Annotated in this window: 17 protein-coding genes; 4 read left to right on the forward strand and 13 right to left on the reverse strand. The window is 71.4% G+C overall.

Translation table 11 applies throughout. The annotated features are described in order from the left end of the window. Positions 1-18 precede the first annotated feature (18 nt). Positions 19-1053, reverse strand: a complete 1035-nt coding sequence (locus ABZ883_RS05520; protein WP_360901935.1) for a DeoR/GlpR family DNA-binding transcription regulator — start codon at positions 1051-1053, stop codon at positions 19-21. Between the two features lie 119 nt (positions 1054-1172). Next, entirely contained in the window at positions 1173-2621 is a 1449-nt protein-coding gene (locus ABZ883_RS05525) for an NAD(P)H-quinone dehydrogenase (protein WP_360901938.1), read from the reverse strand. A gap of 93 nt (positions 2622-2714) precedes the next feature. Here ABZ883_RS05525 and ABZ883_RS05530 point away from each other — a divergent pair, with 93 nt between their 5' ends. From ABZ883_RS05530 to ABZ883_RS05540, 3 genes are all read left to right on the forward strand, one after another. Beyond that, positions 2715-3152: a gamma-glutamylcyclotransferase gene (locus ABZ883_RS05530; RefSeq protein ID WP_360901941.1), complete on the forward strand. Its 438-nt coding sequence runs from the start codon at positions 2715-2717 to the stop codon at positions 3150-3152. A gap of 186 nt (positions 3153-3338) precedes the next feature. Further along, the gene (locus ABZ883_RS05535) at positions 3339-4172 is read left to right on the forward strand and encodes a purine-nucleoside phosphorylase (RefSeq protein WP_360901943.1); all 834 of its coding nucleotides are present in this window, start codon (positions 3339-3341) and stop codon (positions 4170-4172) included. Between the two features lie 248 nt (positions 4173-4420). Continuing rightward, on the forward strand, positions 4421-6130 hold the full coding sequence (locus tag ABZ883_RS05540; RefSeq protein WP_360901946.1) for a phospho-sugar mutase: 1710 nt from the start codon (positions 4421-4423) through the stop codon (positions 6128-6130). Positions 6131-6174: 44 nt separating this feature from the next. Here the strand turns inward: ABZ883_RS05540 and ABZ883_RS05545 are convergent, their stop codons facing one another. The 3 genes from ABZ883_RS05545 to ABZ883_RS05555 all read right to left on the reverse strand — a co-directional run bounded on the left by ABZ883_RS05545 (position 6175) and on the right by ABZ883_RS05555 (position 7921). Further along, positions 6175-6390 carry a hypothetical protein gene (locus tag ABZ883_RS05545; protein WP_360901949.1) on the reverse strand — a complete coding sequence of 72 codons (216 nt, stop codon included), beginning with the start codon at positions 6388-6390 and terminating at the stop codon, positions 6175-6177. Positions 6391-6530: 140 nt separating this feature from the next. Continuing rightward, complete coding sequence (locus ABZ883_RS05550) at positions 6531-7010, reverse strand: hypothetical protein (protein WP_360901952.1); 480 nt, start codon at positions 7008-7010, stop codon at positions 6531-6533. Positions 7011-7081: 71 nt separating this feature from the next. After that, a complete protein-coding gene (locus ABZ883_RS05555) occupies positions 7082-7921 on the reverse strand; it encodes a helix-turn-helix transcriptional regulator (protein ID WP_360901955.1) in 840 nt (279 codons plus the stop codon). Positions 7922-8117: 196 nt separating this feature from the next. On the opposite strand from ABZ883_RS05555, the gene ABZ883_RS05560 reads away from it, so the two are divergent. Beyond that, the gene (locus ABZ883_RS05560) at positions 8118-9059 is read left to right on the forward strand and encodes an SDR family oxidoreductase (RefSeq protein ID WP_360901958.1); all 942 of its coding nucleotides are present in this window, start codon (positions 8118-8120) and stop codon (positions 9057-9059) included. 160 nt (positions 9060-9219) lie between these two features. On the opposite strand, the gene ABZ883_RS05565 is transcribed toward ABZ883_RS05560, so the two are convergent. The 8 genes from ABZ883_RS05565 to pstA form a co-directional block, all read right to left on the reverse strand. Next, positions 9220-10023, reverse strand: a complete 804-nt coding sequence (locus tag ABZ883_RS05565; protein ID WP_360901961.1) for a hypothetical protein — start codon at positions 10021-10023, stop codon at positions 9220-9222. A gap of 28 nt (positions 10024-10051) precedes the next feature. Continuing rightward, a complete protein-coding gene (gene pstB / locus ABZ883_RS05570) occupies positions 10052-10909 on the reverse strand; it encodes a phosphate ABC transporter ATP-binding protein PstB (protein ID WP_360901964.1) in 858 nt (285 codons plus the stop codon). A 29-nt stretch (positions 10910-10938) separates the two neighbouring features. Then, positions 10939-11856: a class E sortase gene (locus ABZ883_RS05575; protein WP_360901967.1), complete on the reverse strand. Its 918-nt coding sequence runs from the start codon at positions 11854-11856 to the stop codon at positions 10939-10941. 88 nt (positions 11857-11944) lie between these two features. Beyond that, positions 11945-13426: an Ig-like domain-containing protein gene (locus ABZ883_RS05580; protein WP_360901970.1), complete on the reverse strand. Its 1482-nt coding sequence runs from the start codon at positions 13424-13426 to the stop codon at positions 11945-11947. Positions 13427-13563: 137 nt separating this feature from the next. Beyond that, a complete protein-coding gene (locus ABZ883_RS05585; protein WP_360901973.1) occupies positions 13564-14685 on the reverse strand; it encodes a hypothetical protein in 1122 nt (373 codons plus the stop codon). A 168-nt stretch (positions 14686-14853) separates the two neighbouring features. After that, the gene (locus tag ABZ883_RS05590; RefSeq protein ID WP_360901976.1) at positions 14854-17337 is read right to left on the reverse strand and encodes a hypothetical protein; all 2484 of its coding nucleotides are present in this window, start codon (positions 17335-17337) and stop codon (positions 14854-14856) included. Then, positions 17334-19121, reverse strand: coding sequence for a phosphate ABC transporter substrate-binding protein PstS (gene pstS, locus ABZ883_RS05595; protein WP_360901979.1), 1788 nt, complete (start codon positions 19119-19121; stop codon positions 17334-17336). Before pstS ends, ABZ883_RS05590 begins: the two co-directional genes overlap by 4 nt. Continuing rightward, complete coding sequence (gene pstA, locus ABZ883_RS05600; protein WP_360901981.1) at positions 19118-20413, reverse strand: phosphate ABC transporter permease PstA; 1296 nt, start codon at positions 20411-20413, stop codon at positions 19118-19120. Before pstA ends, pstS begins: the two co-directional genes overlap by 4 nt. Between the last annotated feature and the right edge of the window lie 5 nt (positions 20414-20418).

Below are 20418 nucleotides of genomic sequence, written 5' to 3' on the forward strand. Positions count from 1 at the left end.
GGCCGGGGCCCGCGGTGGTCAGCGGCGGCGCGGTGCCAGGTCCGCGATCCGGGCGGCCTGCTGCTCCCCGGCCAGTTGCGCGGTGCGCAGCGGGGACATGCTGCCCGCGACGCCTCCGGCCGACTGCCCGGCGGCCCGGGCGCGCGGCTCCCCGGGCGGGGCCGCGCTGCCGGCGGAGTAGCCCGCCTGCGGGTGCTGGTGGCGGCGGGGGCCCGGCACGGGCGGCATCTCCCGCCGCTGCCGCCCGTGGGGCATCCCGCCGTCCACACCGTCGGTCGACGCCACCGCGACCTGTACACCGCGGTCGGCCAGCGCCTGGAGTTCGGTCGCCGCGCGGTCGTCGCCCGCGGGCGGCGCGTCGGTGACCAGATGGGTGATCAGGTCCGTGGGCACGGTCTGGAACATGGTGTCGGTGCCCAGCTTGGTGTGGTCGGCCAGCACCACGACCTCCGCGGCCGCCTGGACCAGTGCCCGGTCGACGCTCGCGGAGAGCATGTTCGAGGTGGACAGGCCGCGTTCGGCGGTGAGGCCGGCCCCGGACAGGAACGCCCGGGACACCCGCAGCCCTTGCAGGGACTGCTCGGCACCGCTGCCGACCAGCGCGTAGTTGGACCCGCGGAGCGTGCCGCCGGTCATGACGACCTCGACCCGGTTGGCATGCGCCAACGCCTGCGCCACGAGCAGGGAGTTGGTCACGACGGTCAGCCCCGGCACCCGGGCGAGCCGGCGTGCCAGCTCCTGGGTGGTGGTACCGGCACCGACGACGATGGCCTCGCCCTCCTCGACGAGACCGGCCGCGAGATCGGCGATCGCCGTCTTCTCCGCGGTCGATAGATGGGATTTCTGCGGGAAGCCGGACTCCCTGGTGAAGCCCCCCGGCAGCACCGCACCGCCGTGCCGGCGGTCGAGCAGTCCTTCTGCCTCCAGCGCCCGCACGTCACGCCGTACGGTCACTTCCGAGGTCTGGACGACGCGGGCGAGCTCACGGAGGGAAACGGCTCCGTTGGCGCGCACCATTTCGAGGATCAGTTGGCGACGTTCTGCTGCGAACACGAAACTGACAGTAACGCCAATGACCGTCTGCTATCAGCAGTTTGCACCGATTAACAGAAGTTGTTCGTGAAGTCGGACGTCGCGTGCTATACGGAAAGCTGCGGCCCCGCGCCCCACGGTTACAGCTCCCCGGCGGCCTTCCGGGTGGCCAACTGGCGTGCGGCCTCCGCGATCGAGCCCGACAGCGACGGATAGACCGTGAAGGTGTTCGCCATCTGCTCGACGGTCAGATTGTTGTCGACCGCGATCGAGATGGGGTGGATCAGCTCACTCGCGCGCAGCGACACGACCACGCCGCCGACCACGATCCCGGTGCCCGGACGGCAGAAGAGCTTCACGAAGCCGTCCCGGATGCCCTGCATCTTCGCCCGCGGGTTGCGCAGCAGCGGCAGCTTCAGGACGCGGGCGTCGATGATGCCGGCGTCGACGTCGGACTGCGTGTAGCCGACCGTCGCGATCTCGGGGTCGGTGAAGACGTTCGAGGAGACCGCCTTGAGGTTGAGCGGGCCGACCGTCTCGCCGAGGAAGTGGTACATCGCGATCCGGCCCTGCATGGCGGCGACCGACGCGAGCGCGAAGATGCCCGTGACGTCACCGGCCGCGTACACGCCCGGGGCGGAGGTGCGCGAGACCTTGTCGGTCCAGATGTGGCCGGACTCCTTGAGCTTGACCCCGGCGCCCTCCAGGCCCATGTCGGAGCTGTTGGGTATGGCGCCGACCGCCATGAGGCAGTGGCTGCCGGTGATGACCCGGCCGTCGGACAGGGTGACCTCGACGCGGTCGCCCACCCGCTTGGCGGACTCGGCGCGGGAGCGGGCCATGACGTTCATGCCGCGGCGGCGGAAGACGTCCTCCAGGACGGCGGCGGCGTCCGGGTCCTCGCCGGGCAGGACGCGGTCGCGGGAGGAGACGAGCGTCACCTTGGAGCCGAGCGCCTGGTACGCGCCGGCGAACTCGGCGCCGGTCACGCCGGAGCCGACCACGATGAGCTCCTCGGGGAGCTCGTCCAGGTCGTACACCTGCGTCCAGTTGAGGATGCGCTCGCCGTCCGGCAGCGCGTCGGGGAGCTCGCGGGGCCGGCCGCCGGTGGCGATCAGCACGGCGTCGGCGGTGAGGGTCTCGGTCGTGCCGTCGGCGGCCGTCACGACGACCTTGCGGGAGCCGTCGATGGCCTGCATGCCGTCCAGCCGGCCGCGGCCGCGCATGACCCGGGCGCCGGCGCGGGTGACGGAGGCGGCGATGTCGTGCGACTGGGCGAGCGCGAGGCGCTTCACCCGCCGGTTGACCTTGCCGAGGTCGACGCCGACCACGCGGGCCGCCTGCTCGACGTGCGGGGTGTCGTCGGCCACGATGATGCCCAGTTCCTCGTACGAGGAGTCGAAGGTGGTCATCACCTCGGCCGTCGCGATCAGGGTCTTCGACGGCACGCAGTCGGTGAGCACCGACGCCCCGCCCAGACCGTCGCAGTCGACGACGGTCACCTCCGCGCCCAGCTGGCTGGCCACGAGGGCCGCTTCGTATCCGCCGGGTCCGCCACCAATGATCACGATCCGAGTCACGTACCCCATTGTCCCGCACGCGCCAAGTGATCACCTACGGGGCCCCGCGGCCCGGCCGTCGTGGGCGGGTGGGCGGGGTCCCTCTGTCGTACTCTCGTCACCATGTCGCTCTACGCCGCGTACGCCGGCAACCTCGACGCGCGGCTGATGACCCGCCGCGCCCCGCACTCGCCGCTGCGCGGAACCGGCTGGCTCGACGGCTGGCGCCTGACCTTCGGCGGCGAGCAGATGGGCTGGGAGGGGGCGATCGCCACTCTGGTGGAGGACCCGCTGCACCAGGTCTTCGTCGGGCTGTACGACATCGCCCCGGTCGACGACGAGTCACTGGACCGCTGGGAGGGCGTCCCGCTCGGCATCTACCGCCGCCACCAGGTCCGGGCGCACACCCTGGACGGCGACGTGACGGCGTGGATCTACGTCCTCAACGACTACGAGGGCGGCCTCCCCTCCGCCCGCTACCTGGGCGAGATGGCCGACGCGGCCGAGTCCGCGGGCGCCCCGCACGACTACGTCATGGAACTGCGCAAGCGCCCCTGCTGAGCGCCGGGCGCGCGGGGGCCGGGCAGCGGACGTGGATGAACACTGGGTGATGCGCGGGGAAAGCGCTCACCACCGGACGCCCCGGACGGCACAATGGGACCGTCAATCGTCGGATCCTCCGAAGTTTCGCAGACCGTGACCTGAGACGTCTACGCGCGTAGGAGATAACCGGCTACCCTCATCGGCGTGAACTCTTCCGCACATCCCAACGCAGCCCGCACTCCGCAGGGCGACCCGTACGCCGCCGCCACGGAGGCCGCCGCTCGCCTGCGCGAGCTCACCGGCGACGAGACCCACGACGTCGCCCTGGTGATGGGCTCCGGCTGGGTGCCGGCCGCCGACCGGCTCGGCGAGGCCGAGTACGAGTTCGCGATCACCGAGCTGCCGGGCTTCCCGCCGCCGGCGGTCGCCGGGCACTCCGGCAAGGTGCGCTCGGTGCGGATGGGCGACCGGCGCGCGCTGGTGTTCCTGGGCCGCAACCACTTCTACGAGGGCCACGGCGTGGCCACCGTCGTGCACGGTGTGCGCACCGCCGTCGCCGCGGGCTGCAAGACCGTCGTGCTCACCAACGGCTGCGGCGGGCTGCGCCCCGACTACCGGCCCGGCCAGGCCGTGCTGATCAGCGACCACATCAACATGACGGCCACCTCGCCGATCGTGGGCGCCAACTTCGTGGACCTCACCGACCTGTACTCGCCGCGGCTGCGCGCGCTGTGCAAGGAGGTCGACCCCTCCCTGGAGGAGGGCGTCTACGTCCAGCTCCCCGGCCCGCACTACGAGACGCCCGCCGAGATCAACATGGTCCGCACCATCGGCGGCGACCTGGTCGGCATGTCCACCACGCTGGAGGCCATCGCGGCCCGCGAGGCGGGTGCCGAGGTGCTCGGCATCTCCCTGGTCACCAACCTGGCCGCGGGCATGACCGGCGAACCCCTCAACCACGAGGAGGTCCTGGAGGCCGGCCGCGACTCCGCCGCCCGCATGGGCGCCCTCCTCGCCCAGGTGCTGGAGCGCATCTGACCGTCCGGCGGGACCCCGGACACCACCGGACGGACCCCGGGCGCGGCCGCCCCGCCCGTCCGTGCGCGCCTTCGGCGCCCGGTCCACCTGGTTAGGGAACCGGCGGGCGCGGGGAGGTAACCCCGGTGACGCACTGGTCCCCCGGCACGCGCCGCCCCCACCCGGCCCCCGGCACCCGCCCGGTCCCGGGACCGGCCGCCGCGGCGGCGGAGGCGGCACCGACGACCGAGACATCGCAGGAGCATGACGTGGCAAGCGCAAGCAACAGCGCAGAGCAGCTGATCCAGCAGGCCCGTACCTGGCTGGCCGAGGACCCCGACCCGGACACCCGGGACGAGCTGGAGGTGCTGCTCGCCTCCGCCGAGGCCGGCGACCGCGCCGCGGCGGACGACCTCGCGGACCGGTTCGCGGGCACCCTGCAGTTCGGCACCGCCGGTCTGCGCGGCGAGATCGGCGCGGGCCCGATGCGGATGAACCGCTCGGTCGTCATCCGGGCGGCCGCGGGCCTGGCCGCGTACCTCACGGCGCACGGCCAGGGCGACGGACTGGTCGTCGTCGGCTACGACGCCCGCCACAAGTCGTACGACTTCGCGCGCGACACCGCCGCCGTCATGGTCGGCGCCGGACTGCGCGCCGCCCTGCTGTCCCGGCCGCTGCCCACGCCCGTGCTCGCCTTCGCCGTACGCCATCTCGGCGCGGCCGCGGGTGTCATGGTGACCGCGAGCCACAACCCGCCCCAGGACAACGGCTACAAGGTCTACCTCGGCGACGGCTCGCAGATCGTGCCGCCCGCCGACTCCGGCATCGCCGCCGAGATCGCGGCGATCGGCCCGCTCGCGGACGTGCCGCTGGCCGGCGACGGCTGGCAGGTCTACGGCGACGAGGTCGTCGAGGCCTATCTGGAGCGTGTCGCCTCGGTGGTGGACCGGCACTCCCCGCGGGACCTGTCCGTGGTCTACACGCCCCTGCACGGCGTCGGCCGCTCCACGCTGACCGCCGCCTTCGCGCGGGCCGGATTCACCGCCCCGCACGTGGTCGCGGAACAGGCCGAACCCGACGCGGACTTCCCGACCGTCGCCTTCCCCAACCCCGAGGAACCGGGGGCGATGGACCTGGCCTTCGCCGCCGCGCGTGCGCTCGCACCGGGCGTCGACACCGACATCGTCATCGCCAACGACCCCGACGCGGACCGCTGCGCCGTCGCCGTCCCGGACCGCGGCACGGAGGTCGGCTGGCGGATGCTGCGCGGCGACGAGGTGGGCGCCCTGCTCGCCACGCATCTGGTGCACCAGCGCGCCACCGGCACCTTCGCGGCGAGCATCGTCTCCTCCTCGCTGCTGTCCCGCATCGCCGCCCGGGCGGGCCTGGACTACGCCGACACCCTGACCGGCTTCAAGTGGATCTCCCGTGTGGAGGGCCTGCGTTACGGCTACGAGGAGGCCCTCGGCTACTGCGTGGACCCCGGGGGCGTCCGCGACAAGGACGGCATCAGCGCGGCCCTGGCCGTCGCCGAACTCGCCGCCGAGCTCAAGGCCAAGGGCCGCACTCTCTCCGACCTCCTGGACGACATCGCCCTGGAGTACGGCCTGCACGCCACCGACCAGCTCTCGGTGCGGGTCGCCGACCTCGGCCTCATCGGCGAGGCCATGACGCGGCTGCGGGAGCGCCCGCCGACCTCGCTGGCGGGGCTGGCTGTCGCGACCGCCGAGGACCTCACCCGGGGCACCGAGGACCTGCCCCCGACCGACGGCCTGCGCTACCACCTGGCGGGCGCCGGCCCCGTCGAGTCGGCCCGGGTCATCGTCCGCCCGAGCGGCACCGAACCCAAGCTCAAGTGCTACCTGGAGGTCGTCCTCCCGGTCCCCGGCGGCGCCGAGACCCTCGCGGCCACCCGCACGCGCGCCGCCGAGGTCCTGGCCGCGCTCAAGACCGACCTCGCGACGGCCGCGGGCATCTGACCCACCCACCCCGGCCGCTGACGGAGCGCCACGGCCGCGCCCCGTCAGCGGCCCTCGGTGGCCCGTGGGTGTCCGGCACCCGCGAAGGTGATCCAGCACGTGTCGTGCGCCGTGTCCACCAGGTACCAGACGCGACCGCCGCCGGTGACTTCGATCTGCCATTGCTCGCAGGTCCGCCCTCGGTGGGTGCCGTGCGCCAGGCTGCCCTTGAGCCGATGGTGCCGGGATGTCTCCACGACCGGGCGGGGGTTCGTGCGCATCGTCAGCCACGCACGGTACGTGTTTCCAGGGGCCTGCCCGGCAAGGTTCTCCCATCCCTTGGCCGAGGCCGCGTCCGCGAAGCGGACCTCCCACTGGCCCTCCGGCGCCGGAGGCGCCGTTCGGTCGCCCCGGCCGGCCGTCACACCGTGTCCCGCGGATCGGGTACCGCGCCGTAGTCCTCGTCGTGGTCCCTGGTGAGCGCGGCCAGCAGTTCGGGATCGGAGTGGGCCTCGGCCGTGTGCTGCCAGGCGACGAGCACCTGGGCGACGGATGCGCTGTTCCCCAGGGCATCCGCGGCACGCATGGTGTCGACCAGTTCGACGGCGAAGGCGTGGACATCGGGCTCGGGCAGGAAGCGCACCCAGGGAAACACGTCAGGAAGCAGGTCGAGCAGGAGTTCCATGCTGCCGGGCTCCCGCCGCGCGATCGCGGCGAGCATGCGTGTGGCGGCGGACACCACGGTCTGGTCCTGCTCCGCCCGGGCCGCGGTGGTGAGGACCAGGTCCTCTCCGTCCCTGCGGTGCAACAGCAACCGGGGCGATTCCTTCAGCCGGGCGAGCGTCTGCTTGTTCTTGTTCACCAGCTCGGAGAAATTCACGGCGCCGGTCTCGGTAGGCATGTTTTTGAAAGTACTTCGAAAGTGACGATGCCGCCATCCCCCGAACGGGCGACGCACGCCGTCCCGGCGCGTCAGCGGAGCGGCTGGGATCCTATGACGGAGAGCAGACGCAACTTCTCGTGGCTCTCGGTGCCGGGGATGGCCGTGTAGACGAGCAGTGAGTGGGCCTGTTCGGGATCGACCAGGCGCTGGCACGTGAGGTCGAGGGGGCCGACCTCGGGGTGGACGAAGCGCTTCACCTCGTGGGCGCGTACGCCGATCTCGTGTTTGTCCCACACCCGGCGGAACTCCTCGCTGCTCTCCAGGAGCAGGTCGGCCAGCTGCGCCGCGCGCGAGCCGGGGCCGCGGAGGGTGACGACCTCGCGCAGCCCGGACGCGTACATGCGCGCGAGGAAGGCGTGTTCCTCCGGCGCGTAGCGCTGACGTGCCGCGGGGTCGGTGAACCACCGGTACCCCGAGCTGCGGGCCGGCCCGGTGTAGCGGGTCATGTCCCCGGACAGCGCGACGCTCATCGGGGTCTGCCGCAAGGTCTCGCCGAGCTCCGTGGCGATCTCCGCGGGGGTGTCGGTGAGACGGTCGAGGATGCGCAGCAGGCCCGGGCTGATGTGCTCGCTGATCCCGCTGGGGTCCGGCGGCCGCTGTCCCGCGAGGCGGAACAGATGATCGCGTTCGGCGAGCGAGAGATGCAGCCCCAGGGCCATCGAGGCGAGCATCTGGCTCGACGGCTGCGGCCCGCGCTCGCGTTCGAGACGGGAGTAGTAGTCGGTCGACATGTGGCAGAGCGCCGCGACCTCCTCCCGCCGCAGACCGCTCGTGCGGCGCCGGGAGCCGCGCGGAAGGCCGACGTCCTCGGGTTGCAGCGACTCCCGGCGCTTGCGGAGGAACGCGGCCAGCCCGACGCGATCGATCATGGTCTCCCTCTCCCCGGTCCTGTGCCGTCCTTTCTACCGGCCGCGTCCGGCCGGAGCCACGGACCGGCGATCCCCCTCTCCCGCAGAGACGGAAGGATGTATTCCCTTTCTCCGTATCCATGGATGGGCAGTCCCTGGAACGGGGTCGCGGTGTCCCCGAGTGTTGTTCCGGAAACAACGACCCAAGGAGTGCATCGTGGCTCGTCGCGAAATCGACATCACCATTCCGGACCTTTCCGGAAAGCGCGCCCTCGTCACCGGCGCCAGTGACGGAATGGGCCGGGAAATGGCCGCGCGGCTCGCCGCCGCGGGAGCGGAAGTCCTCATGCCGGTCCGCAATCCCGCCAAGGGCGAGAAAGCGATCCGGGAGATCCGGGAGAGCGTTCCCGGGGCGAAGGTCTCCCTGCGCGTCCTCGACCTGGCCTCGCTCGATTCCGTCGCGGCCCTCGGCGACACCCTCCGACGCGAGGGCCGGCCCCTCCACATCCTCGTCAACAACGCCGGCGTGATGGTCCCCCCGGCCCGGCAGACCACGGCCGAGGGTCACGAGCTGCAGTTCGGCACCAACCACCTGGGCCACTTCGCGCTCGTGGGTCACCTCCTCCCGCTGCTGCGGGCCGGCCGCGCCCGCGTCACCTCGCAGGTCAGCATCGCCGCGCGCAGCGGCTCCATCAACTGGGACGACCTCAACTGGGAGCGCGGGTACGACAAGCAGCGCGCCTACGTCCAGTCCAAGATCGCCTTCGGGCTCTTCGGCCTCGAACTGCAACGCCGCAGCGAGGCGAACGGCTGGGGCATCACCAGCAACCTCTCCCACCCCGGTGTCGCCCCCACGAGCCTGCTCGCCGCCCGCCCGGAACTGGGCCGTCCCAAGGACACATCCGCGGTCCGCCTCATCCGGGCGCTCTCGGCGAGCGGCATCCTCGTCGGCACCGTCGCCACGGCGAAGCTGCCCGCACTGATGGCGGCGACCGATCCGGCCGCGAAGCCCGGCGCGCTCTACGGACCCAGCGGCCCCGGCAACCTGGGCGGCCGGCCCGCCGAGCAGCGGATGTACTCCCCGCTGAGCGGCGCGACCGACGCCGAACGCCTGCGGCTGTGGGACGTCTCCGAGCGGCTCACGGGGACCACCATCTGATCACCGCGCCCACGCGCATCGCTTTCCCGTGAAATGGCGGGCCTTGCGAAAGTCCGGATTCCACCTGACCGTCCTGTCCTCGAAATCCGGCGACAAGGAGTTCGGAAGTGGACGTCGTATCTCGCGCCGCCCCGGGACCGGGCGTACGGACGGCGCCGGCTCATTCGCGCCTGAGGTAGCTGAAGCCCGTGTTCGGGCCGACGCAGGACTGGAGGGTCAGGTCGCCCCAGTAGAGGCCGTGGGAGGGAGCGCCGCGGCCGGGCTCGGTGTGGTGGGCGTAGACGCGGTACGTGAAGGTGCCGCGGGGGGTCGTGGCGGTGACGACCGTGCCGATCGGGAGGGTGGCGAACCGCTGGAAGCCGCAGTAGTCGTGGCCCACGACGACGGCGGTGCGCAGGGCGTAGCCGTCCTCGCTGCCGAGTGCGGGACCGTCCCACTGGACGGCGTCACGGCAGGCGTCCACGGTCTCCTGGTCGCCGCGGACGACCTGCGCCGACCAGTCGCCGATGTGGAGGGCGGTGACCGCATCCGGTGCTGACGAGGAGGGCACCGGGGAGGCGGCCCGTGACGACGGCGAGGACGCCGGGCCGGTGGGCGTGGACCGCGGGGTCGGCGGCGCGGACGAGGAGGAGGGCGCCGTGCGCGACAGATCCGGGAGGTCCGGGAGTTCGGGCCGCGGCGACGCGGTGGTCGCGCCCGCGGACGGCGGGACCGGCGAGCGGGTCCGCGGCGGTGCCGCCGGGGTGCGCCGGGGGGCCGTGGCGCGCGACGCCGTGCCGGTGGCGGCCGGTGCGACCGGGGTCGCGGACGCCGACGGCGGCCGCTGCGCCCGGGTGGGGCTCGCGACGGGGACCGGCTCCGGCCCCGCGAGCGGTTCACCGGCCGGGGCCGGGGCGCCGCAGCCCGCGAGGGCCGCGCACGCCACCAGGCCCGCAACGGTCGCGGCCGCCCGGATGCCTCTCATCGCGCACCTCCGTCCGGACACCGAATGACTACCCGAAGCGGCCGTTGACGTAATCCGTCGTGCGCTGGTCCTGCGGGTTGTTGAACATCGCGTCCGTGGCGCCGTGTTCGACGATGACACCCGGGGTGCCCTGCTCGGCGAGGAAGAACGCGCACTGGTCGGAGACGCGCGCGGCCTGCTGCATGTTGTGGGTGACGATGACGATGGTGACCTCGTGGGACAGCTCGTGGATCGTCTCCTCGATGCGCCGGGTGGAGGTCGGGTCCAGGGCGGAGCACGGCTCGTCCATCAGCAGCACCCGGGGCCGGACCGCCAGCGAGCGGGCGATGCACAGGCGCTGCTGCTGGCCGCCGGAGAGGGCGCCGCCGGGCTGCCGGAGGCGGTCCCGGACCTCCTTCCACAGACCGGCCTTGGTCAGGCACTCCTCGACCAGGGCGTCCTTGTCCTGGCGGGCGGCCTTGATGCCGCCCATCTTCAGGCCGGCGACCACGTTGTCGTAGATCGACATCGCCGGGAAGGGGTTCGGCTTCTGGAAGACCATGCCGATCTGGCGGCGGGCCTGGGTGATGCGGCGCCCGCGGTCGTAGATGTCGTCGCCGTCGAGCAGCACCCGGCCGGCCAGCGACGCGGAGCCGACCAGCTCGTGCATGCGGTTGAGAATCCGCAGGAACGTGGACTTGCCGCAACCGGACGGGCCGATGAGCGCGGTGACCTGGTGGGCGGGCATGGTGAGCGACACCTCGTCCAGGACCTTGTGGTCGCCGAACCACGCGGAGATCGCGTCGGCCTCCAAGGTGGCCGGGCTGCCGCTCGCCGCGGCGGCCGGGGCGGCGACCGGGGGGATGCGCAGGGTTTCGCCGACGAGCGTGTCGGTGGGATCGGACATGACGTGGCTCCCAGTGGTTCAGGGGTCGGTCAGAGCAGGTTGGGCAGCAGACGGGCGGCGGCGCCCGAGACGGCGAGGCCGAGCGCGACCAGGACGGGTACACCGGCGATCCAGGTCTGCCAGCGTCCCCACGCGCGATGGGCCCAGGTGGTGAGCAGCGCCGCGCCGAGCAGCGCCAGCGACCACAGGAAGACCGGGAGCCAGACCGAGTTCTCGCGGCCCAGGGCCTGCTCGGAGCCCTCGATCCAGCCGGCGGCCTGCGGACGCGGCGGGTTGGGCTGGACATCGCTCACCAGGTCGGCGTCGACGCGCAGGACGCCGGAGGGGGTGTAGGCGGGTCCCTCGGCGGTGATGAGGGTGAGCCGGCCCCGGCCCTGTTCGAGGACGGACGGCAGCGGGTCGCCCGCGCGGCGGAGGCCGGTCACCTCGTAGCGGGCTGTGCCCTGCCCGGTGGTCAGCTCGATCGCGGTACCGGGGGCCAGCCGGTGCAGATCGTTGAACGGGCCGCCGTACCCCCACTGGCGGCCCATGATCACGCTGGTGCCCGCCTGCCCCGGCAGCGGGGTGTCACGGCGGTGCCCGGGACCCGCCATCAGCACGCCGGAGGTGGTGCCCTCCTCGACGACCTCGTCCAGGCCGAGTTCCGGGATGCGCAACAACGCGACGGGGGCGCCGGGTTCGAGCGGCTTGCCGTCGAAGGTCCGCTGTCCCACCGGGGCGGTGCCGAGGGCGAGTTGCCGGCGCAGCTCGTCGTACGCCGTCCGCTGGTCGCGGGCGTGCTGGAGATTGCCCACGAGGGTGAGGTTGGCGGCGAAGCCGAGCAGCAGCGCGGCGAGGACGCACAGCGCCGCCCCGGCGAACGCGAGACCGGGGCGGGTGAGGGGTGGCCCGGCATCCGGCGGGCGCGCGGGCGCCACAGCGGGCGGGGGCGGGGACAGCGTGGTCACGGGGTGCGCTCCCTGTGGAGTGGTGTGGGTGGAGAAACGGAAGCGCGGGCGGCGGGGTGGGGGCCCGCCGCCCGTGCTCCGCGGGCCGTTACGAGCGGGGCGGGCCGAAGGTCAGCAGCTTCCTGCGGCCGCCGAGCCGCACGAAGGCGAAGCCGGCCGCGGCCAGGACGACGGCGCCCACGCCGGAGAACAGCGCGATCTGGCTGCCGGTGGAGGCGAGGCCGCCCTGAGGCGAGTTCCCGCCGGAGCCGGCGGTGCCGGAGCCGCCGCTGCCACCGGTGCCTCCGGTGTCCCCGCTGCCGCCGGAGTCACCCGCGGTGTCGCCGCCGTCGGTTCCGGACGTCGTGCCGGACGTGTCCGTCGCGGAGTCCGTGGGCGACGGGGAGTCGGTGGGGTCGTCGGTCGGATCGTCGGTGGGCGTCGTGGAGTCGGTGGGGCTCGGGGACCCGGACGGCGGCTCGGGGACCTTGAATGCCATCGTCAGCGCAGTCGCGTCGCAGGAAGGGGTCCACACCCAGCTGTAGTTGGCGCTGGCGACCGCGTCCTCGGGAACCGTGAGCGACTCCCAGGTCACCACGCCGCCGGCGTCCGCCGTCTTGTTGGGGAACGTGGCATCCGTGGGACCGGCACCCAGATTCATGGTCAGTCCGTACGAGCCGCCGGCTGTGCATCCCCGGAGGATCAGCTTGACCGTCTGGCCGCGCTGGAGCTCCGAGCCCGGGGCGATCCGCTGACCGGCGTCGTCGAGCATCTCGGCCCGCGGCAACTGCACCGTCACGGTCCGGGCCTCGGACTCGGACGCCCCGAACTCGGCGGGGTTGTCCGGGGTGAACCGGGCGATGATCGAGTGGCCTCCGTCGGACAGCGTCGACGTCTTGAACTCGGCCTTCCCGGAGGCGACCTGGACCGGCGTCTGGTTCAGCGGTGTCCCACCGTCCAGGAAAGTCACCGTGCCGACTGCCTCCGCCGGCGTGACCTTTGCCGTGAGCGTCACCTCCTGGCCCGGCTCGGGCTGGCTGGGGCTGTACTCCGGTATCGCGACACTGACGGCCGTGGCACCCTCTCCGACCACCCAGTTGTCGCCGGTGACGGTGATTTTCTGGGTCCAGTACGGTGAGTCCGGGTGGGTGCCCGAGAAATCGTCCATGCATTGCAGACGCAGCTCATAGGTGCCGTCACCGCTGAAGATCTGCGACAGGTCGTGGACCGCCAGATCGGGGTTGTCCGCCGCGGCCAGCGAAATCGTCTTCGCCGAGTCGTAGGGCCGGTCCGCGTCGTTGTAGATGCCGTCTATCGCGCGGACCTCTGTGCCGTCCTTGACCACATTGAGAAAAAGGCCCCAGTTGAAGGGGAAGGTGATCACGCCACCGTTTCCGTCGTCGATGACGAAGTCGGGGCACGCGGCAGGGATACCGATGGTGCTGCCGAGCGGCTCCGGATCGCTCAACTTGCCGCTGGGCGCCATGGTGAAAGTCCCGATGGACGCCGCCCGGGCGGGCTGGGACTGGGATGCGACCAGGGTCACGAGGCCCAGGGCGAGCAGCGCGCAGGCGGCCGCGATCGATGCCACTCTTCGGAAGGGATGGAGCACTGTCATGGCGATTGCCCCCCGGGGGACGGTTGATGGACGGATAGGGCGACAGCACGTGGGGCCGGGCACCTGGAGGGTGCCCGGCCGTCACGCGAGGATCAGATGGCGATCACGGGTCAGCTCTTGCCCGTGAGGGTGGTCGCACCGCAGTTGGGGATGGTGGCGAAGCCGTAGGTGGTGATGGTGGTGGTGTCCTGGCAGACATCCGCCGTGTCGCCCGGGACGGCCGACTTCACCACGAACGCCTCGTCGATCGCGGCCTCGTTGAGCCGGGAGGTCTGGACGACGTTGTAGACGTCACGGGTGAAGACGAAGCTCGGGTTGAGCGCGAGCGCGCTGCCGGAGCCGGTGGTGGGTGCCACACCCCCGACGTTGCGCAGACGCGACTGGTCGCGACGGTTCGGGACGCCCGGGAGGCTCTTGCCCTGGGCGATCCACTGGGCGACGGAGTACGGCATGATCTGGTTGAGGTTCGTGATCGCCGTACCGTCGTGCTCCTGAATGTTGTCGTTGTACTTCCCGGCGCAGTCCGTCGAAGCCTTGGCCGCCGTGACCTGGGCCTCGGTGACGCCGATGGACGTCAGGAAGTACGTCCGGGTACCGGAACCAGCCTGCGGCAGCAGCGGCCGCACGTCAGTGTGCGTGTGCACCACGGGCGGGGTCGCGTTGTCTGTCCACGTGTACTTGCAGGTCGTGTAGATCTCCTTCAACTGGGCCGTGGTCAGGCTCGGGTTGTTGGAGTTACCGGGCGTCTCGGAACCGATAGTGCTGCCGAGGTCCGTGGCCCAGGTCACGGCGTCCTTGGCGAACGGGATCCAGGTGAGGTCCGCGTTGCTGGTGTCGTTCGGCTGACGCGAGGAGCGGGCGAAGTCGAGGCAGACGCTCCCCCCGTTCGCGATGTCGGCGTTCAGCAGCTTGATGCCGTTCGAGGAGCCGTTCGCCTCCGCGCGGGTGAACGTGCATCCGGGGGTCGTCGCCGGGTTCTTGGTGGTGAACGGGTCGGCGGCGCCCGTCTGGGCGACGGCGTCCCACGACGTGACGTAGTTCGCGCCGCCGGCGTTCACGACGACGCTGCCGTTGGCCAGACCGTTCATGACGTACTGCGTGGTGTCCGAACCGACACCCGCCAGCTGACGGATCGGGGCGTCCGCGGACGCGGGGGCGGCCAGGATGCCGACGCCGAGCGCCGCGGCGCCGAGGATCGCGGCGCCGACCTTGGCGCGAGACTTGACGTTCACTTCAGAACTCCTTGTTTCGGGATTTCGAAGACTGGACGTTCAAGCTGAATCCGGATTTCCGTGCTGCCGACCCGTCGGCCGGCCACCGCATACGCTTCCAAGTTTTTAATGCGGTGGCCACCAATTCCCATGGAGGAAAAGGTTACGGACAAGCCTCCTAGGTGTCTCCTAGGGGGTTCGCCGCTGCGCAAAACGAAGAAACACCGGGCCTGTCAGCGCTGCTGCCCCACCGAGAACAAGAACGGCGAGAAGGACCCAGCGGATCACTCCGAGGGCTTCGCCGGGGGTAATCCCGGATTTCGCGACATTCTGCTGCGGCACGACGGAAGGAGGCGCGGATCCGGGCGGGGCGGCAGATGAATTCGACGGGCCCGCACCGGGGTCGCCGCCGGTGCCACCGGTGTCGCCCCCCGTTCCGCCCGAGGTCGCTCCGCCCGCGCCCGTACCGGAGGAGGTCCCACCGGTTCCGGCCCCGGATGCGGGACCGCCGGAATCACCGCCGGAGTCACTGCCCCCGGGACCGCCCGGTGCCGGCCCGCCGGTCGAGGGGTCGTCCGCGGGCGCTCCTCGTTCCAGGGCGTCGGCGGCATCCTCGGCCTGCTGACGGAGCTTCGTCGACAACGGCGCGTAGCCGGGCGGAAGTTCGCCTGCCGACCGGCCCGGCGTCTGACCCGGCCCCGCGGCGAACCTGATGAAATCCGCGTACGCCTTGCGGGCCTGCGCGTCCTGGTTCACCGAAGCGGCTGCGTAGGTCACCGCGGTCAACGGGTACGCCTGGCCCTTGGCCCGTGCCGGATCGGGCTTGAGCACGGCGGAGTTGTCCGGCCACGGTTGCATGGCGTCGACGCCCGCCTGCAGCGTGTCGGCCGAGGGCCTGACGAAGTTGCCGTCCGCATTGCGCAGGGCCGCTGTCGGCAGTCCGTAACGCTCCGCCGACGCGGCATCGACGATCGCCATCACGGCATGGTGGCCGGGGTAGATCTCGTCGGCCTTGAGACCCCTGGCGTTGGTGGTGGAGCCCACATCCTGCTGGATGGTTCGGCCGTTGTGGCCCCGGCGGGTACGCAAGGCGCCGTCGTGCAGATCGGCCACGTACGGGGCAAGGTCGATGATTCCGTAGTCGGGCGGGTTCGGCGGGAGTCCGGCCAGGGCCGGGGCGCGCGTCTCGTCCACCTTGGGGAAGTTGTTCAGGGCCGTGTCCAGGCCCAGGTCCTTGAAATAGGAGTTCAACCTCATTCCCCAGGGATCTTTCTTCCCGGCAAGGAAGTCCCGGGCGTCCTTGTCCGCCTGGAGCCAGTTCCAGATCATGCGCGCGGTGTCAGAACTCCCCTGCGGAACAATGAGGCTCATGGGCGTGATCTGACCGGGGAATTCCGGATTCAGTTCCTTGAATTCCGGGTCCTGGGTCCAGTAATCAGGATTGCCCTTCACGTGCTCCGGAACAGGGATGGCCCACGGCACGTCTCTCACATAGGAATGGGTCAGCATCTTGGCCACGAGCCGCGGTGTCAGATTCATGTCGCGCACCACGCCGGAAGGGCCTTCTATGAAGAAGGCGAACCCCAGACCGGACAGCGCCACCGGAGCGTGCACGACGGACGGTCCGCCTGCCGGCTGGACCACCGGGTCGACGGTGACCCCCAGCCCGGGCGTCTGGGGCGTCGTGCTCAGTACCTCGCCCCTGGCGCTCTCCTCGTCCTCCCGGTTGAAGACGAACGTGCTCCCCGTGGACGAGCACAACGTCGGCCCCCACGACGCGACCGCGTCGTCGGCCAGTTCGGAACCCGATACGGTGCGCTCCGCCTCGCCCACCTGGCAGAACGAGCCGATCGGCTGGAAGTCCAGGCGGAAGACGATCCGCTGGGCCCAGTTCGTCGCGGACAGCGGCGAGGTGTCGAGCTTGTTGCCCGCGCCCCTGTCACTGCCGTCCGCGTCGTGAGTGCCGCGCGGCACGACGACCAGCCAGCAGGAGCGCGGAGTGACGGCAGCGCCGGGCGGCGCCGTGTTCACACCGCAGCCGAGATGGTCGGCCTGGCTCCCGTCCTGTACTTCGAATCCCACTTCACCCGTGCCGTTGGCGAAGATCCGGCCGGCTATCTGCTCGTTGGTGTCCAACGGCCCGAAGTACGTGTAGTCCGAGGAGGACGTGGTGGGCGCCCCGTGGACGGGACGGAAGGGCACGAAGTTGTTGGTGCCGGGGTACTGCGTCTCCCCGGGATCGCCGACGCCGGACCCGGTGCTGGCGACCCGCCGGCTACTGGTCATGATGCCCGCGAGCGGAACTCCCGTGGCGCCGAATTCGCACTGCTCCCGTGTGGGCCCGGCCGGGTCGTCGCCCCAGCACTGCATGATCTGCAGGAAGTTGGTGTTGAACTGGGTTTCCGACTCCGTCGGCGTCCCGCCCTCCCAGCTGACCCGCACGCTCTGGGAGCGCAGGTCCTTGGTCTGGTGGACGGTCACCTTCAGTTGGGAGAAGTCGTCGTACGCGCCCTTGGTCCCCGTCTTCGTCACCGCGGAGGACTCCGCGCCGCCGTCCGCGGCGGCGGCGGTGCCGGTGGGCGGCAGCGGGACCAGGGCCACCACGAGGGCGGCCAGCAGCGAGCCCACGGCCAGGAGGATGCGCGGCCGGGGCCGGTTCAGTGCGGTCCTCATGCCGCGCCGCCGTTCCGGCGGGCCCGGTTGGCCATCACGCGGGCGACGAGTGGTGGTCCGACGACGACACCGAGCAGCAGCACGGCCGACAGTGCCATCAGTGCGGTGCGCAGTCCGAGGGCGTCGTCCGTGCCGAGGGAGACCGGACTGGCGACGACGGAGGTGTCGCCGGTCTGTTCGGTGCTGACGAGCTGGCCGGTGTCGGGGTCGAGCACGGTCCCACCGCTCGTCCCACCCGCCGCGGTACCGGGGTCACCGGTGGTGCCGCCGCTGCCGCCCGTCGATCCCGTCGCTCCCGTGGAGCCGCTGCCGCCCGAGGAACCCGTGGAGCCGCTGCCGCCGGTCGATCCCGTGGAACCGCTCCCGCCCGTGGAACCCGTGGAACCGCTGCCGCCGGTCGATCCCGTCGCCCCCGTGGAGCCGCTGCCCCCCGAGCTGGACGTGCCGCCGGAGCCGCCGCTCGGCACGGTGGGCTGCTGGGCGCCGGCGGTGCCGTCGGCGCACTGGTCAGGGCCCTTCTTGTCGCACGCCTTCGGGTGCGGGGCGTTGAGGATCAGGGTGTTCCTGCCGCCGGAGAACGTCGGGTTGTTGCACGTGTTGATGTCGATGGTGTTCCCCACCGCCCCGGGGATCTTCCGGGTCTGCGCCATGGCCGCCTCCACCAGGTTGCGCGGCAGCGGCGAGTAGCCGAGCCGGTCCGCCAGCTGCTGGCCCTCGCACAGGAAGTAGTTGTTGAAGGCGCTCAGCGTCCTGCCCTTGGCCTGGGTGAAGCCCATCTCCTCCTTGGTCGGGATGATCATGTAGCTGTAGCTGGACAGCGGGTAGGTCCGGTCGTCGCCGTACCGGTAGACGTTGTCCAGCTGCTGCGTCAGGTAGTTCGCGGAGCGCGGGTCGTTGTTGATCTCGGCCTTCGTCAGGGCGACGGCCACGCTGGACGCGGTCGGCTCGACGTAGTAGCCGGCCCTGTTGAGCACCTTGACCACCGGGAAGCCCGCGTTCCTGGCGTACGAGTACTCGACGTAGGTGATGGCGCCTTCGGCCTGGGGCTGCCGGGTGTAGCCCGCGACGCCGAGGGAGCCCGACTGGGAGACGAAGCCGGAGCCGGGGATGTTCGGGAAGTACGACGTCAGTCCGCAGGGCGGGGTCTTGCCGGCCCGGCGGCAGTAGTCGTTCCAGAGACCGGAGTGCTCCTTGGACATCCAGAGGGTGAACTGCGCGGTGGTTCCGGAGCCGTCGGAGCGGACGACCGGGACGATGCGCCGGGCCGGAAGGGTCAGCCTGGGATTGTCGGCCTTGATCTCCGGCGAGTTCCACATGGTGAGCTTGCCGGTGAAGATCTTGCTGAGCACGTCCCCGGACAGCCGGAGGTTGGTGACCTGCCGGCCGCCGATCTTCAGGTTGTACATGAACGAGGTACCGCCGGCCACGATCGGCATGTAGGCGTACTTGCGCGTGGGCGGGGGGTCCTGCTGACCCAGGTCGGTGAGGCCGTACGGAATCTCGGACACGCCGAAGTCGGACGTCCCGGACGCGAACTGGCTGCGGCCGACCGTGGAGCCGACCGACGCGTAGTTCACGGTCATGCCCTGCTGGCGGACGTTGCGTCGCCATTGCTCGATGGCGTTGGCGCTCCAGGTCGAGCCGGATCCGCTGATCTTCGTGTAGGAGGCCGCGGCGGCGCCCGGCGGCCGGACCGCCAGCAGCGCGCAGACCACGGCGACGAACAGCGCCAGTGCCTGGTACACGCGCAGGGGGCGCGTACGACGGACGGGTGCGGGTATCACGGGGTGCTCCTCGTCGGTGCGGGACGGACTGGCGACTGGTCTGCTGTTGCGGACGGCGCGAAACGCCGGGCGTCACGCTGCGAGGCCCTGACCGCGCGATGCTCCTGACGATGCGTCAGCTTGCCCGGACCGCGGCCGCCGAAGATGCGGGCCATGACGAACAGGACGAGCACCAGCACCAGAAGCACCGCCGCGGTGCCGAAGCCGCGGGCGATGTAAGTGGGCTCGGGGGACTTGACGAGTTCGAAGGCGGCGAGCGGCAGCGACACCATCGGGTCGTGAAGTGGATTGGTGTTGAGCTCCGCGGTGAAACCGGCGGTCAGCAGCACCGGTGAGGTCTCGCCCACGCCGCGCGCGGTACCCAGGATGACGGCCGTGGTCAGCCCGGACCGCGAGGTGGGCAGCACCACGTGCCAGACGGTGCGCCACCGTGAGGTGCCGAGCGCGTAGGACGCCTCGCGCAGCGTGCCGGGAGTCAGCCGGATGACCACGTCCGAGGCACGGATGATGATCGGCAGCATCATCACGGAGATGGCGAGCGCGGCGGCGAGACCGGACTGGTCGAAGCCGAGCCCCAGGATGAACATGGCGTAGATGAACAGGCCGGCGACGATGGACGGCAGCGCGGTCATCGCCTCGACGATGGTGCGGACGAACCGGCTGAAGGCGCCGGGGATCTCGTTGAGGAAGACCGCGCACACCAGCCCGGCCGGGATGCAGATCACCAGCGCGATGCCGATCTGCCACAGCGTGCCGACGATCGCGTGCAGGATGCCACCGACGTCGAGCGGTTCGAGCGGACCGGCATCGGCCATCGACTGGGTGTAGAAGTTCAGGTGCGGCAGCGCCTTGCGGCCCTCGAACAGGGTGAAGACGACCACGAACGCCAGCGCGGTCAGCATCACCAGGCCGAGACTCTGGACGACCGCGGCGGCCACCCGGTCCCGGACCGCGGGACCGTCCTCGTCGAAGGAGACCGTCAGCGCGTAGATGCCGATGAAGAGCGCGTAGGCGATGACGACGAAGCCCAGCGCGCCGTTGAACGGCAGCAGTCGGTCGTAGAGCAGCCAGGTGACGGCGACGGACGCGGCGCCGGCGCCCACCATCGCGTACAGGTCGGTGGCCCGCAGGGTGGACAGGTTGCGGCGCGCCTCACCGCGCGCCGTACCGTCGCCGGTCCGGCGTCCGGGCAGGTTGGTGCCCGCGCCGGATCCTTTCTGCGGACCACCGGGGTTCGGCGCGGGACGCAGGCCCTGCCCGGTCTTCTGGCTCTGTGAAGCGGTGACGGTCATCGGAC

The organism is Streptomyces sp. NPDC046977 (genome assembly GCF_040644455.1).
Taxonomy (GTDB): domain Bacteria; phylum Actinomycetota; class Actinomycetes; order Streptomycetales; family Streptomycetaceae; genus Actinacidiphila.

Excerpts from the sequence above, each read along its gene's own strand:
- ABZ883_RS05525 (WP_360901938.1), bottom strand. The coding sequence starts at position 2,621 with ATGGGGTACGTGACTCGGATCGTGATCATTGGTGGCGGACCCGGCGGA.
- ABZ883_RS05565 (WP_360901961.1), bottom strand. The coding sequence starts at position 10,023 with ATGAGAGGCATCCGGGCGGCCGCGACCGTTGCGGGCCTGGTGGCGTGC.
- ABZ883_RS05555 (WP_360901955.1), bottom strand. The coding sequence starts at position 7,921 with ATGATCGATCGCGTCGGGCTGGCCGCGTTCCTCCGCAAGCGCCGGGAG.
- pstA (WP_360901981.1), bottom strand. The coding sequence starts at position 20,413 with ATGACCGTCACCGCTTCACAGAGCCAGAAGACCGGGCAGGGCCTGCGT.
- ABZ883_RS05590 (WP_360901976.1), bottom strand. The coding sequence starts at position 17,337 with ATGAGGACCGCACTGAACCGGCCCCGGCCGCGCATCCTCCTGGCCGTG.
- pstB (WP_360901964.1), bottom strand. The coding sequence starts at position 10,909 with ATGTCCGATCCCACCGACACGCTCGTCGGCGAAACCCTGCGCATCCCC.
- ABZ883_RS05530 (WP_360901941.1), top strand. The coding sequence starts at position 2,715 with ATGTCGCTCTACGCCGCGTACGCCGGCAACCTCGACGCGCGGCTGATG.
- ABZ883_RS05550 (WP_360901952.1), bottom strand. The coding sequence starts at position 7,010 with ATGCCTACCGAGACCGGCGCCGTGAATTTCTCCGAGCTGGTGAACAAG.
- ABZ883_RS05545 (WP_360901949.1), bottom strand. The coding sequence starts at position 6,390 with ATGCGCACGAACCCCCGCCCGGTCGTGGAGACATCCCGGCACCATCGG.